This is a genomic window from Cytobacillus sp. Bac17, from assembly GCF_024519925.1.
Lineage (GTDB): Bacteria > Bacillota > Bacilli > Bacillales > Cytobacillaceae > Cytobacillus > Cytobacillus pseudoceanisediminis.
On the sequence record NZ_JALJRC010000001.1, the window covers coordinates 705,851 to 718,891 of the forward strand.

15 protein-coding genes are annotated in these 13,041 nt (G+C 39.5%); 3 read left to right on the forward strand and 12 right to left on the reverse strand.

The genetic code is table 11. The features are described 5' to 3' along the window. Nucleotide 1: 1 nt before the first annotated feature. Nucleotides 2–1,756 (reverse strand): ABC transporter ATP-binding protein, encoded by a 1,755-nt coding sequence (locus NR125_RS03505; RefSeq protein WP_019381670.1) that lies wholly within the window; start codon nucleotides 1,754–1,756, stop codon nucleotides 2–4. 337 nt (nucleotides 1,757–2,093) lie between these two features. Between NR125_RS03505 and NR125_RS03510 the strand changes: the two genes are divergently transcribed. Further along, on the forward strand, nucleotides 2,094–2,954 hold the full coding sequence (locus NR125_RS03510) for a mechanosensitive ion channel family protein (protein ID WP_019381669.1): 861 nt from the start codon (nucleotides 2,094–2,096) through the stop codon (nucleotides 2,952–2,954). 108 nt (nucleotides 2,955–3,062) lie between these two features. Here the strand turns inward: NR125_RS03510 and NR125_RS03515 are convergent, their stop codons facing one another. The 8 genes from NR125_RS03515 to NR125_RS03550 all read right to left on the reverse strand — a co-directional run bounded on the left by NR125_RS03515 (nucleotide 3,063) and on the right by NR125_RS03550 (nucleotide 9,007). Beyond that, nucleotides 3,063–4,187: an N-acetyldiaminopimelate deacetylase gene (locus NR125_RS03515; RefSeq protein WP_071160309.1), complete on the reverse strand. Its 1,125-nt coding sequence runs from the start codon at nucleotides 4,185–4,187 to the stop codon at nucleotides 3,063–3,065. Nucleotides 4,188–4,307: 120 nt separating this feature from the next. Beyond that, a complete protein-coding gene (gene dapD, locus NR125_RS03520) occupies nucleotides 4,308–5,018 on the reverse strand; it encodes a 2,3,4,5-tetrahydropyridine-2,6-dicarboxylate N-acetyltransferase (protein ID WP_009330993.1) in 711 nt (236 codons plus the stop codon). A 92-nt stretch (nucleotides 5,019–5,110) separates the two neighbouring features. After that, complete coding sequence (locus tag NR125_RS03525; RefSeq protein WP_019381667.1) at nucleotides 5,111–6,007, reverse strand: transcriptional regulator CcpC; 897 nt, start codon at nucleotides 6,005–6,007, stop codon at nucleotides 5,111–5,113. 151 nt (nucleotides 6,008–6,158) lie between these two features. Continuing rightward, a complete protein-coding gene (locus NR125_RS03530; protein ID WP_009330995.1) occupies nucleotides 6,159–7,658 on the reverse strand; it encodes an MDR family MFS transporter in 1,500 nt (499 codons plus the stop codon). A 145-nt stretch (nucleotides 7,659–7,803) separates the two neighbouring features. Then, nucleotides 7,804–8,250: a cyclic-di-AMP-binding protein CbpB gene (gene cbpB, locus NR125_RS03535; protein ID WP_009330996.1), complete on the reverse strand. Its 447-nt coding sequence runs from the start codon at nucleotides 8,248–8,250 to the stop codon at nucleotides 7,804–7,806. Nucleotides 8,251–8,321: 71 nt separating this feature from the next. Continuing rightward, complete coding sequence (locus NR125_RS03540) at nucleotides 8,322–8,465, reverse strand: hypothetical protein (protein ID WP_019381665.1); 144 nt, start codon at nucleotides 8,463–8,465, stop codon at nucleotides 8,322–8,324. 51 nt (nucleotides 8,466–8,516) lie between these two features. Beyond that, on the reverse strand, nucleotides 8,517–8,666 hold the full coding sequence (locus NR125_RS03545) for a hypothetical protein (RefSeq protein WP_019381664.1): 150 nt from the start codon (nucleotides 8,664–8,666) through the stop codon (nucleotides 8,517–8,519). 104 nt (nucleotides 8,667–8,770) lie between these two features. Further along, nucleotides 8,771–9,007: a YkuJ family protein gene (locus NR125_RS03550; RefSeq protein ID WP_019381663.1), complete on the reverse strand. Its 237-nt coding sequence runs from the start codon at nucleotides 9,005–9,007 to the stop codon at nucleotides 8,771–8,773. 184 nt (nucleotides 9,008–9,191) lie between these two features. On the opposite strand from NR125_RS03550, the gene NR125_RS03555 reads away from it, so the two are divergent. Both NR125_RS03555 and NR125_RS03560 read left to right on the forward strand, forming a co-directional pair. Continuing rightward, nucleotides 9,192–10,142, forward strand: coding sequence for an MBL fold metallo-hydrolase (locus NR125_RS03555; protein WP_019381662.1), 951 nt, complete (start codon nucleotides 9,192–9,194; stop codon nucleotides 10,140–10,142). Between the two features lie 63 nt (nucleotides 10,143–10,205). Next, complete coding sequence (locus NR125_RS03560; protein ID WP_071160311.1) at nucleotides 10,206–10,448, forward strand: glutaredoxin family protein; 243 nt, start codon at nucleotides 10,206–10,208, stop codon at nucleotides 10,446–10,448. An 85-nt stretch (nucleotides 10,449–10,533) separates the two neighbouring features. Here the strand turns inward: NR125_RS03560 and NR125_RS03565 are convergent, their stop codons facing one another. From NR125_RS03565 to NR125_RS03575, 3 genes are all read right to left on the reverse strand, one after another. Next, complete coding sequence (locus tag NR125_RS03565; RefSeq protein WP_019381661.1) at nucleotides 10,534–11,241, reverse strand: DUF3993 domain-containing protein; 708 nt, start codon at nucleotides 11,239–11,241, stop codon at nucleotides 10,534–10,536. Nucleotides 11,242–11,496: 255 nt separating this feature from the next. Then, nucleotides 11,497–11,736, reverse strand: a complete 240-nt coding sequence (locus NR125_RS03570) for a hypothetical protein (protein WP_019381660.1) — start codon at nucleotides 11,734–11,736, stop codon at nucleotides 11,497–11,499. Between the two features lie 78 nt (nucleotides 11,737–11,814). Then, entirely contained in the window at nucleotides 11,815–13,032 is a 1,218-nt protein-coding gene (locus NR125_RS03575; RefSeq protein WP_217027714.1) for an EAL domain-containing protein, read from the reverse strand. Nucleotides 13,033–13,041 lie beyond the last annotated feature (9 nt).

A 13,041-nucleotide genomic window follows, 5' to 3' on the forward strand; every position in this document is an offset into this window, starting at 1 on the left:
CCTAGCCTGCATTTGATTGGAGAACCTTATCGCGGTCCTGATATTGAATATCGTAAATCCGCTGATATGGGCCATTATTTTTAAGAAGCTTTTCATGTGTTCCCCGTTCTGCCACTCTCCCGTTCTCTAGTACAAGTATTTCATCTGCATGCTTCAGGGAAGAAATCCGGTGGGCAATGATAAAGGTAGTTCGATCAGCCATTACTTCTTTCAAGGCTTTTTGTATTCTGAATTCTGTTTCCATATCCACCGCACTTGTTGCATCATCCAATACTAAAATACTGGGATCTGCACAGATGGCCCTTGCTATCGCAATCCTTTGCTTCTGGCCGCCTGAAAGCCCCATGCCCCTTTCGCCAAGAACGGTATCGTATTGATCAGGAAGCTCCATGATAAATTCATGTGCCTGTGCACGTTTGGCAGCTTCAATGATTTCCTCCATAGTGGATTCAGGCTTTCCGAATGCAATATTTGCTTTAATCGAAGAAGAAAACAAAAAGGATTCCTGGAGAACAAAGCCGATATTTCTTCTCAGAGATTGAAGAGAGTATTCCTGCACATTTACACCATCTATAATCACATGACCTTCAACTGGCTCATAAAATCTTGTCATAAGCTGTGTTAAGCTCGTTTTTCCTGATCCTGTCGAGCCTATTAACCCAATTACCTTTCCTGGCTCAGCATGAAAAGAGATGTTGGATAAAGCGTCATTATCATCCTGGGTATATTTCAGCGTAACATTGCGAAATTCCACCTCACCCAGCAAACGTTCTGCTTTAACACATGATTCTATATCCTCAATTTCATTATCTGCCTCAAGGATCTCAATAAGCCGCTCTCCGGAAGCTTTGGACTGAGAAAAGAGATTAACGATGAATCCAAGGTTCATAATAGGCCACATAATATACCAGAGAAGGCTGTAAAAAGCGACAAGCTCCCCTGGCTTCAGACTGCCAGCCATAACAAGATAACCTCCGTAAGCCAGGAGCAATACAACACTTAAATTGCCCAGAAACTCCATTAAAGGAAAATACTTAGCCCAAATATCCGATGTAAAGAGATATTTATCTTTATAGTCACTGTTAGAGTCATTGAATTTATTTATCTCAAAATCTTCCCGTGATAATGACTTCACTGTATTAATTCCGCTTATATTCTCCTGAACTTTTGTATTCAGCCGTCCGAATGATTTGCGGATGCTCCGGAATGCCGGATGCACAGCTTTATCGAATTTAAAGGTGACTACCGCAAGAAAAGGCAGCGTAATAAGAGTGACAATCGCCAGTGGAATAGAATAATAAAACATGACCGAAACACTGATAAAGATCAGTAAAACAAAACGTATGAGTTCAGAAAATCCGAATGAAAGAAAAAAACGGAACCCCTCAACATCAGCAGTAAGCCGAGACATTAAATCGCCTGTTTTTGCATTGTCATAATATCGAAACGGCAAGAACTGCAGCTTTTCATAAAGTACATTTCTAAGTTTATAGACCGATGTGATCCCAAACAAATCACCAGTGTACTGATGGATATATGTCGCTGCCCCTTTTACACCCATTATGGCAATGAAGCCTAAAGCCAAATAAGGTATCCACCCATAATTTCCCCCAATGACAACCTCATCAATTGTCAGCTGAAGGATCATTGGATACACAACCGTAATCGCTGTCACAATAAACAGAAAGAATATGGACCAGAGAAAGTAATGTTTATATGGCCAGTAATATTGCTTTAACTTTTTAAATGTTTCCATCTGCATGCCCCCTTTAATTTGCGGAAAAATTAGAAAAGTTAGAACGTAATATTAAATATATCGAGTTTCGAAGTATTTTTCCACCCCTTTTTGTTTGATTTTTCCACTTTTTTTAAGCTTATCTTCTTAATGAGTCTATTCAAACTCCTAATCTTTATTAATACCCTTTGAAATCGCTAAAAGGCTTTCGATCTAAAATCCTGCATATCAGTAATTTAGTTTTTCACATCCAGCCAGTATATAGAGCTGCCCGAATGATAGAAAGGCTAACCGTTTGCATATAAAGTGCTGTTGCGATAAAATGATGACTTTAATCATACTGAAAGGAAGCGTTAGAATGGAGAATCTAAATTTATCGCAAATAAATTGGGAAGCCCTGTTGATTGATGCCGGACTTATTCTATTAAAGCTGGCAGCTATCTATTTTGCATTTTTAATCGTTAAGTCTGCGGGGAATAAAATAATACATAAAAGTTTTGAGGGAATCGGGAGGAAGGAAAGAATATCTCCGGGAAGATCGAAGACACTGCAAAGTCTTGCTAAAAACATTTTCTCTTACGTACTTATTTTTATTTTTGCTGTTACGATTCTTCAGATTTTCGGTATAAAAGCAACTGCCATTCTTGCCGGTGCCGGGGTAGTCGGATTGGCGGTCGGCTTTGGAGCTCAAGGCCTTGTCAGCGATGTAGTAACAGGATTTTTTATATTGCTGGAAAGGCAAATTGATGTCGGTGATTATGTTACTACCGGAAGCTACTCAGGAATAGTGGAGCAAATTGGATTAAAAACTACTCAAATCCGCGGTTTTGACGGTACATTGCATTATATCCCGAACCGGGAGATTACCAGTCTGAGCAATCATTCCCGCGGCAATATGCGCGCACTGGTTGATATAGGAATCTCCTATGATGACAATATTGATGAAGCTATCACAGTACTTCAGGAAACCTGCGACAAAATCGCCGAAGTAAACCAGGCGATTGTGGAAGGACCTAATGTCATTGGCGTACAAACATTAGGCTCATCGGATGTTGTATTAAGAATTATTGCAAAGACAGAAAACATGGAACAGTGGGCTGTCGAACGGCAGCTGAGAAAAGCACTGAAGGAAGCCCTGGAAGCTAACGGAATCGAAATTCCATTCCCTCATCAGGTGCTCATTCAAAAACACGCAGGATCAGAAAGTGCTGCCGGATAAAACCGTAAGCAAAAAGCTGATTTCGCAGAACCTAAAAAGGTGCTGCGAAATCAGCTTTTTTAACATTTCCACTTTATTTAGTAAATACTTATTGCAAAATGAGCTGACTTATCCTTTATACCTTAAATATGCTGCAATCAATTCAATCGCTTTTTCGATTGCCGCTTCATTTGGATTCAGCCTGGCATGATGAAGTCCGTATTCTGAATCGACCCCAAGCCAAAACATGAAGCCTGGAATTTCTTCAAGCATATATCCGAAGTCCTCACCTGTCATGGCTTCCCGGCATTCAACAACGTTTATGTCTGTGTTGGAACGCGCAAACTCCATGAATTCCTTCGTTAAGGCTGTCTCATTGTAAACCTGATGATACATGCTTCCATAGTCGATTGAAGCTTCACATTCATACCCAACTTCAATTCCTTTTACTAGCGCCTGAATCCTGCTTTTTACCTTTTTCATTGATTCAGGAGATAACGTTCGGATGGTACCTTCAAGCCTCGCTTTTTCAGCTATGATGTTTTGAACGGTGCCACCTGTAATTTTTCCGATTGTAACGACTGCGCTGTCCAAAGGATCAATGTTCCTTGAAATGATGGACTGAAGCTGGCTGACCAAAGTACATGCTACCACAACCATATCATTGGTATTATGCGGATATGCTGCATGTCCCCCTTTTCCTTTTAAATCAATGAAAAGTTCTGAGGTATTTGCAAACAGCAGCCCTTCTCTCAATGCGATTGTTCCGACGGGATATTCTGGAGCAATATGGAGAGCCAATATCATATCCGGCTTCCATTCTTTCATTATTTCAGATTTAAGCATGGGTTCTGCTCCGCCAGGCCCTTCTTCTGCTGGCTGAAATATAAACAGTAAATCATCGTTAATGCGTTCTTCTATAAATTTTGCTATTAGGCCAAGTGCAATCGACATATGAAAATCATGTCCGCAGGCATGCATTTGTTCACTATGCACGGATTTGAACGGCAGGCCTGTTTCCTCAATGATTGGGAGGCCGTCTATATCAGCACGATACCCAATCATCTTGGACGGATTCCTGCCGCTGATTTTCACAAGAATACCTGTTTTCCAAGTTTTAATTTCCATGCTGTCCTGAGGAAGAGAATACAGGTAATCTAATAGAAACTGCTGTGTTTTAAATTCACGGAACCCTAACTCCGGTATTTTGTGCAGCTCCCGCCGTAATGCAACGAATGGATTGTTTGTGTCCAAACTTTCTTCCCCCTTGTTAAAAATGCCCCTTATATTTCATTAACGCTATAGCAGTCTTGGGTAACCAAAAGGCTTTCACCTTTAGAAAAAGCGCGGATCGCAATCCACGCTTTCAAACTCTTATAATTGGCGAAGCTCCTGCTTAATTTCTGTTTTAGACTTAGTCTTTTCATCAATCTCTTTAATTACACGAGCTGGTGTTCCTGCCACCACAGTGTAAGGAGGCACATCATCAATGACAATCGCACCTGCCGCAACTACTGCACCCTTACCAACAGTTACACCTTCCAGAACCACTGCATTGGCTCCTATAACTACATCATCTTCTACAACAACAGGTTTTGCTGAAGGAGGCTCAATAACTCCAGCCAACACAGTTCCTGCTCCAATATGGCAATTCTTGCCGACTGTTGCTCTTCCGCCAAGGACAACATTCATGTCAATCATTGTACCTTCTCCGATCACTGAACCAATATTAATGGATGCCCCCATCATGATTACAGCGTTATCACCGATTTCAACCTGGTCGCGGATGATTGCCCCCGGCTCAATGCGGGCTTTAATATTTTTCATATCAAGCAGTGGAATCGCTGAGTTTCTGCGGTCATTCTCAATAACATAATCTTCAATTTGTGACTGATTTGCTTCAATTGCCTGGCTAATTTCAGACCATTCACCAAAAACCACACCGGTACTGCCATTTATAAAGGCCTTTGCTGAATCACCGAAGTCGATTCCTTCTAATTCACCTTTAATATAAACCTTTACAGGTGTTGATTTTGTGCTGTTCTGGATAAATGAAATAATCTCATTGGCATCCATCATTTTCATATTAAAAATCCTCCTCTATGTATAACATTGCAACTAGCATTACTTTAACAAACAAAAGCGCTGAAAACAAGAAAAATAAATGAAAATAGAAGTCATGGGTGATATCCTTTTCCTTCTTCTTCAATATGCTCCTTAATTAACTCAACAAATGCCTGAACTTGCTTGAGCTGAAAGGCGGATTCATATCCCAGCAGCCATGTATCACGCTTAATCGGCAAATTATTTTCATCCAGCAGCGGGATTTTAAAAATATTTTTCTCCGCACCATTCAGTGTAATGGCTGGAAGAATGGCATATCCTATTCCATTGAAAGTCATTTGCTTGCACGTCTCAATTTGATCAACTACTATTGTCCGTTTTGGAGACGTTTTGAACTGCCGCAGCCACCAGTCCTGAATTTCCTGATAATAGTTGGAATCACTCTTAAACTGAATGAAGGGCCTGTCTGTTTCAAGGACCTGCTCCGGCCTTGTAATCTCTGTATCCACTAGATAAAGACTGTCCTTAAATAAAGGGATTTTAATCCCCTTCCAGTCCGGAGTCCCTCTAATAATTCCAATGTGAACCTGATCATCATAGAGCGATTTTAATATTTCACTGCTCCAGCCGGTGATCAGTGAAATTTTTGCCTGGGGATAGCGGCTGACAAACTTCTTAAGAACTTGAGGCAGCCAATTCTGCCCTACGATTGAAGCAACTGCAATTTTTAAGGTGCCATGGACCTCTGAATTCAAGGCTGTAATTGACTCCCTGACCTTTTCTTCCTTCGCAAGAACTTCATTAATGAATTGTAATACGATTTCTCCAGCGGGCGTCAGTGACAAACCCTTTTGTGAGCGGAGGAATAGTTTGCTGCCCCATTCCTTTTCAATATTTACAAGACGCTGTGAAAGGGCTGGCTGCGAAACAAATAAACGTTCAGCCGCTTTTCTCATATTCATTTCCTGTGCCAGCACTGATAAAAGGTGAAATTCCGTAAGTGAAGACATAAACATCTTCCCCTCATAACTTTTTCTTATAGTATATCTTAATTGAATTAGAGTTTCATTATCATTAGAAAGGACATCAGCACCTTAAAAGCTTACAGTTCTTTAAGAATATAAAAATCTCTGCAAATTAAATGCAGAGATCTCTTGCCGTTTAATCGGCAGCTTCCTTTTCATGCTTTGGCAGAGCAATTACCAGTAAGAAACTTATAACAGCAAATAATAGTACCGCATAATACACTGAATGAAGTGAAATGGTGAGACCATTTTGCAGGATTTCCTTCACTCCCGTATTCAGGCTGTTTCTCGCTTCTTCATTTAAAAGTACATTTGCTGAATCTAAAGATAGGCTGGAATCTATGCCTTCACCATTATTCTGTATATATGATTTTATCTGGCTGTTCAGAATCCCGCCCAGCAAGGCTGCTCCTATAGTGTTGCCAAGATTTCTCATAAACATATTGGCAGCAGTAGCTATTCCTCTTTGCTTCCATTCCACTGTACTCTGAATGGATACAATAAAAGCAGTGCTAGTTAATCCCATGCCGGCCCCGACCAGAAAGCTTCCAGCCGCCGCCCATACAGGTCCTGCTTCAGGAGTGAGTGTGACAAATAATATGCTCCCTGCAATTAAGAATACTCCCCCTATTACAGAGGTGCTTCTAAAACCAATTTTCAAAAGAAGCTTGCCTGCAGCTGCAGAAGCTATTGGCCAACCTATCGACATGGTCGTAAGTGTAAAACCTGCAACAATCGGCGACCTTTCCATCACACCCTGGACAAATGCCGGCAGAAAACTGGAAATCCCTATCAGCATCACACCAGTTGTCAGTGAAGCTAAATTAGCAATTAAAATCGGTTTTTCCTTCCAAATATTAAAAGGCATCATCGGCTCTGCAGCTTTTTGTTCCTGCAGGATAAATAAAATAAAGGAAATCACACTAACCGCTATAAGGCTGATTGCTTCGATGGAATTCCATGCCCAATTTGTTCCTCCCTCAACAAGCACAAACATCAGAGATGAGATGGAAACCGTTAATAGCACAGCCCCTGCATAATCGATCTGATGCTTTTTTCTTTCCACATTCTCATGAAGGAAGAGCCATAAGCCTGCTATAGCCATAATGCCAAGCGGAATGTTCACCCAAAAAACATATCGCCAGCTGACGAATTCAACTAGAAGCCCTCCTATTGCAGGACCCATTATGGCTGAAATACCCCATACGCTTGATAAATAACCCTGAACCTGTGCCCTTTCCTCTTTTGTATAGATATCCCCGACTATGGTGGTTGCTATCGGCATGACTGCTCCAGCTCCAACCCCCTGGATTAATCGGAAAATGATCAGTGCTGTCATCGATTCAGCAAAACCGCATAAAATGGAACCAATTAAAAATATGATAATCCCGAATGTCAAAACGGGCTTCCGCCCAAATAAGTCTGAGAGCTTGCCATAAATTAAAACAGTCACAGCATTCATTAACAGATAAGCTGAAAACACCCAGCTATATAAAGCAAATCCGCCTAAATCCCCTACAATGGCAGGCATTGCGGTTGAAACAATGGTTGCCTCTATAGCTCCCATAAACATGGCAAGCATAACTGAAGCAAGCACAAAAGGCTTTTTCGTAACTTTTCTCTTTCCTTCCGGCATTTTTTTATGTAAAGTCTGACTCAAGCATTTCCCCTCCAAAATGAATAAAAACATGAATAACGCCTGCAAGTAGCGGAAATAAATACACCGGTACTCTCATCATTGAAAATAAAGCAAGCTCCCACTGCTGGGAGCTGAATGATGTTTATCGCTTATTTAATCGTCTGATGTGCTTATTTAATTGATCCAAAACTGTTCTGCGAGTCAGTATTCCCTCAAAGTAGCCTTCCTTGTTTTCTATACATATAAAGGGATGGTCAACTAAAAGCTCGATCGATTGCTGTATAGAGGACTCAGCATCAAGCCGCGGGATATTTCTGTTCATAGCCTCTTCAACCCTTTTTTGCTCCAGCTGCTCAAATTCGATCCGCTCTAGCCCGAGAATAGAATCCATGATTATGGGTGTGCTGATTAAGCCCTGCAGCTTATATTGCGGGTCTAGTACAGGTATTGCTGTATATCCGCTTTTTGTTAACACTAAGAGGGCATGCTCCAGGTTATTGCCAACCTGTACATGTGCTACCCGTTCAGAAGGAATCATGAAATCACTTATGTTAAATTCTAAAAATTCCTCGCTATGGAGACTGATCATCGCCGAAAACTCCTCAAAAATTAGTTATACTTCTTACCCATTTTATCATAGTCTCCGGCATTTTGCCCCTATTAACCTTTGCTCGTTTGAATGTCTTTTACTTCATAGCCGCAGTCAGGACAGCGAAAAATAACATTTTGATTGGACTGTGCGGTTAAAACGGCATCGATGTCTTTTTCAGCCATGCATCCTGGACATGTTACAATTGGCATCATTCTGCTTCACCTCAAATCAAAGGGTCCTTTATTACTTATTGTTCTCAATACCTATTTTTTCGAGTCCTTATTATCTTTTAAAATTTCTTTCATTTCTTCAAGAGTTTTCCTGATCCGGATTACTTCTTTTTTTGTATTAATTAAATCTGCAAGCAAAAGAAGAACTGTAAAAAACAGCAAAATCATGAGCAGATAATACATTTCACACCTCTGGAAGATTGATATTTCATATTATAGCACGCTTTTTCTTCAAGCTGTTTTTAATAAGAAAAGAGGCCCAAAAGGCCCCTTATGTATATGGTGGATTATTGAATCAAATCGAAAATTTCGATCGTAATCATATCAATGTTGTCGAATTGATATCTTTTTGGCTTTTCTTTATCGTAATATACTTCCAGTTCAAATGTTTCATTTTTCGGATGAAAAGTTACCTGGCATTTCCTTTCACCATTCACCTCAAAAAATCTTTGCATTGGCTCTCCGCCTGTTGCTTGTTCCTGTAAGCTCTTTAAGCGTGTTAATATACCTTGAAGCTGTGACATGCTCTCTCTCCTTTCCAAAACAAAACCCATAATTCTACATTTAGGTTTCTCTTTTGGCATGTTTCTATCCTAAAGAAATAAATTCAGAATATTCAAGCTCGATGCTTTACATACCAATATTAACAGAATAAAATATTGTCAGGTGTTTGTACAAGCAAAAGCTTTATAAAGGATGTGATTTTTTTTGGCAAAACCTGAAAAATTAGCGGAAAATCTATATTTAATTGACGATTTTGATCTTTCACTGGAAAAACGTACCGGTACATATGTCTTAACAGAGGAAAAGCTGACTTTGATTGAAACTTCCGCAAGCCCTTCAATTCCCTACATACTGGAAGGGCTAAGCCAGCTTCACATTCGGCCTGAGGAAGTTGAGTATATCATCGTTACCCATATTCATCTTGACCATGCAGGCGGCACAGGCCTTTTACTAACCCATTGTCCCAATGCAAAGGTTATTGTCCACCCGAAAGGCGGCAGGCACTTAGCAGATCCTTCACGCTTAATTGCTGGTGCAAAAGCTGTTTACGGAGATAAATTTGATGGACTGTTTAATCCTATTTTGCCTGTTCGAGAGGATAAAATTATCACAAAAGAACATGAAGAAGAGCTTAAAATAGGACCAAATTGCACTCTGAAATTTTTTCATTCACCTGGGCACGCTAATCACCACTTCAGTATCTTTCATCCTGCTTTAAATGGAATGTTCACAGGAGACACGGCTGGTGTATCTTATCCTCAATTAAAAGAAAATGGAATTGAAATGTATCTGCCCTCTACTTCACCAAACCAATTCGATCCAGGCAAAATGCTCGAATCCATTGGCATGTATGAAAAAATGGATCTTGATTTTATTTTCTTTGGCCATTATGGAATGAGTACAAACCCAAAAGAGGTCTACAGGCAAATTAAGGATTGGCTTAAGATATTCCTCCATACAGGCAGAATTGCCGTATCTGAAGGCGGTTCTATTGATCAGCAGACACAGGCAGCGCAAGCCATGCTTGAAGAAAAAATTAAAGCCAATCTAAATGGCAGAGGCATCCCATCTGACCACCCTGTATATAAGATCCTTTCTGTGGATATCGCTGTCTGCTCTATGGGATTGATAGATTATATGCAAAAAACAAACTGATTGATTGCTTACTTTAATATCCTGCATTATGATGGAATAACAAAAAACTCAGGGGGAAGCACTTTGAAAGAAATTGTTTTATACACACAGCCTGATTGTCCGCCCTGTGAGATTACGAAGATGTTTTTGAATGAAAAAGGATATATTTATACGATAAAAGATATTAAAAAAGATGCAGCAGCCCACAAAGAGCTGACCAGACAATATAAATCTTTTTCCACTCCAACAATTGTCATCGGAGATACTGTCATTAGGGGATTTGACCCGGAAAGACTGCAATCTGTATTAGATGATGGCATAAAGTGAAACTTCAATTGCATGGATCTCCTGCCTGTCAGGCTGCAATAATAAAAATAGGAGCTTAAAAGCTAAGCTTTTAAGCTCCTATCATCTAATTGGATGCCAGCTGCCCGTTTAATTCCTGATGTTCAAATAAAGCAATTATACCTTGTTTATTATCTGTTAAAACCATACTTCCGGAACGAAACAAAGCGTCGAATGGATTCAGCAGGAAACCGAATTGATACGACGGTTTGTTAATCCAATTTGGATTTTCAGGTGTTTTAAATGAGCTTTGTGTTGCTGCTTCTTCATTACTCTCGGCTTTCTTTAAAATTTTCTCGGGTATATTTTCACCCAGGAATTTGGCGACTTTAAATTCCCCTTCTTGTTCCACAAGTAAAAGTCCCTCATAGTGACCTTCGTATTCTACTGGGCCTTCATTATTTTCCGGAAAGTATTCATACACATAAATTTTGCTTCCTTCTTTAACTACTTTTGTACTATCTGAATACGTAAAGAAGGGAATGTAATATGCAGCAGCATCAGATCCAAGGGTAAAATACTTGCCATTCTCTGAAACAAGGTTTTCATTCAGAAATTCAGCTTTAGGCTCTTCAGAAAAATATGGGTCAAGCAATTCATCGACTTCCTTCATGCTTCGCTCTTCCTCGCTCAGCGAAACCTGTGTATGAAATGCATTTTGCAAGAATTTGTATACCTCTTGGTTATTGTTAAGGCTCTCGGCATTTGTATGGGAAGGAATCGCTGCTGCCATGACTGCAATTGTTATAATAATTCCTGCTAAGTGCTTGTACATTCCACTCTCCCTTTCTTAATCGTTTACTATTGTGTACCATCAATTTTACCAGCAAATAAAGCTGCTGTTGCCGGTTTTCGCACCCGAAATTCTCTTACGTTTTGACATAATAATTCTTTTCTTGTTATGAATCTACCCGAATTGACAAAGAATTAACGCAATAAGCGGAAAAGTGTATATAAATAATGATGTAAATATTGTTAATCAGCAGCATGTACCCATTTCAATAAAAAAAGACCCTGCCTATGAGGGTCTTTACCAATTCCATGTAAGTGCAAAATAGATAATCATAACAAGAACAATTCCAAAGAAAATCACATACGTTAGAAAAATCGGATTTCTAATATATGCATGCTTCTGAACATTATCCGGCAATTCTGCATCAATATCGCCCTTTACGGCTTTTCGCTCTTTTGCAACAAACAAAGTGTAAACTAAGGAGTATCCAAGGATACCCACTCCAATTAGTAAAATGATCAATGTGTACATGCTCATGTCTAATCTCTCCTCAAGGAAAGTTCTACACTTACATTTCCTCAAATTAAGATTGTTTATACTTTTAAAATTTTATGCTTATAATAACCCATCATGGTTGTATAAAAATACATACGATAGATCCACAAATAAGTAATCATTGGTATTAAGCGGAAAGGAAAACGTCCTGATTGTTTCACCTGTCTCAATATCAGTATACAAATCAGAGAGGATACCTTTTTTATTTATTCGCATTTTCATGATATTTTCAAGAAAGTATGGCCGCCAGCTCCAGTTTTTGTGAAGATATTCTTCCTGGGTTATCCATTCCCCATCCCGTTTGAAGTAATTCGCAGATTTCTGGAATCCATCTTCATCGCAAATATACAGGCGAAAAGCTGCACCATCCAGAAGAACCGCAATCTGCTCCAAGGTTTCTTCATATACAAAAACCTTTTTATTTTTATTTGCAAAATCAATCATCTTTTCGTTGAACTCAAGTGTAACCTGATACAAGGACTCCAGTTTTTTCTTTTCATGTACAATAAACCGATGGCATTCACTTCGAAATTTTTCCTTTAAAATATCTCTATCAGTGAAATTTTCAGCCGGTTTTTGCAAATAATAACCTTGATAATAACGGCCTCCATTTTTCCAGGCAAACTGAAGCTGGTAAACCATTTCAATATTTTCAAAAAGCATGCTCGCTCCTATTTTCCTGGCAAGCATGGATAAAGAATAGAGGATATCATTAAAATTATAAGCAGAAGCATTTGATTTCATGGACTCCAGATCCACCTTTAAAATGTCGGGAGCCAATTGCCCGATCCTATCGAGATGACTGCTTTCATTTCCAAGTTTATCTATTGCTAATTTAATTCCATAAGTCCTGTAATAATTCAATAGATGGTCCAGATGGTCAATATCTCCCTTATAATTCCGTTCTGTAATTTCCAATACAATCCTGTCAAGGCTTATTCCTTGTTTTTCATATTCCTGGAGGGTATTTAAAAATTGTTCCCCGTCATTATACATGAGCAAGTCAGCATCCCTGTTGACAAAAAGCAAAATATCCTTATCCAGGTCCCGGGCCTTATCCAAAGCCTTTTTTAATACTTCATAATCTACTTCAATCCGGTATTCTTCAGGAATATTCTCATCCTGGAAGAACGGCCCCAGACTACTTATTACTCCATCAGATCCTCTATATCGGCCTAAAACCTCATAACCAATGACACGATGCTCATCTGCACTGAATATTGGCTGGAAATAAGGAAATACATTATCCAAATCTGTAAGGATATCCAATGCATCCATGTCCTAGCC

Bases quoted from the DNA above. Each gene is read 5' to 3' on its own strand.
- NR125_RS03575 (WP_217027714.1), bottom strand. From the start codon at position 13,032: ATGGATGCATTGGATATCCTTACAGATTTGGATAATGTATTTCCTTAT.
- NR125_RS03530 (WP_009330995.1), bottom strand. From the start codon at position 7,658: ATGCCGGAAGGAAAGAGAAAAGTTACGAAAAAGCCTTTTGTGCTTGCT.
- NR125_RS03550 (WP_019381663.1), bottom strand. From the start codon at position 9,007: ATGTCACAGCTTCAAGGTATATTAACACGCTTAAAGAGCTTACAGGAA.
- NR125_RS03505 (WP_019381670.1), bottom strand. From the start codon at position 1,756: ATGGAAACATTTAAAAAGTTAAAGCAATATTACTGGCCATATAAACAT.
- cbpB (WP_009330996.1), bottom strand. From the start codon at position 8,250: ATGATCAGTCTCCATAGCGAGGAATTTTTAGAATTTAACATAAGTGAT.
- dapD (WP_009330993.1), bottom strand. From the start codon at position 5,018: ATGAAAATGATGGATGCCAATGAGATTATTTCATTTATCCAGAACAGC.
- NR125_RS03525 (WP_019381667.1), bottom strand. From the start codon at position 6,007: ATGTCTTCACTTACGGAATTTCACCTTTTATCAGTGCTGGCACAGGAA.
- NR125_RS03570 (WP_019381660.1), bottom strand. From the start codon at position 11,736: ATGAGCATGTACACATTGATCATTTTACTAATTGGAGTGGGTATCCTT.
- NR125_RS03565 (WP_019381661.1), bottom strand. From the start codon at position 11,241: ATGTACAAGCACTTAGCAGGAATTATTATAACAATTGCAGTCATGGCA.
- NR125_RS03545 (WP_019381664.1), bottom strand. From the start codon at position 8,666: ATGTATTATCTGCTCATGATTTTGCTGTTTTTTACAGTTCTTCTTTTG.
- NR125_RS03540 (WP_019381665.1), bottom strand. From the start codon at position 8,465: ATGATGCCAATTGTAACATGTCCAGGATGCATGGCTGAAAAAGACATC.
- NR125_RS03510 (WP_019381669.1), top strand. From the start codon at position 2,094: ATGGAGAATCTAAATTTATCGCAAATAAATTGGGAAGCCCTGTTGATT.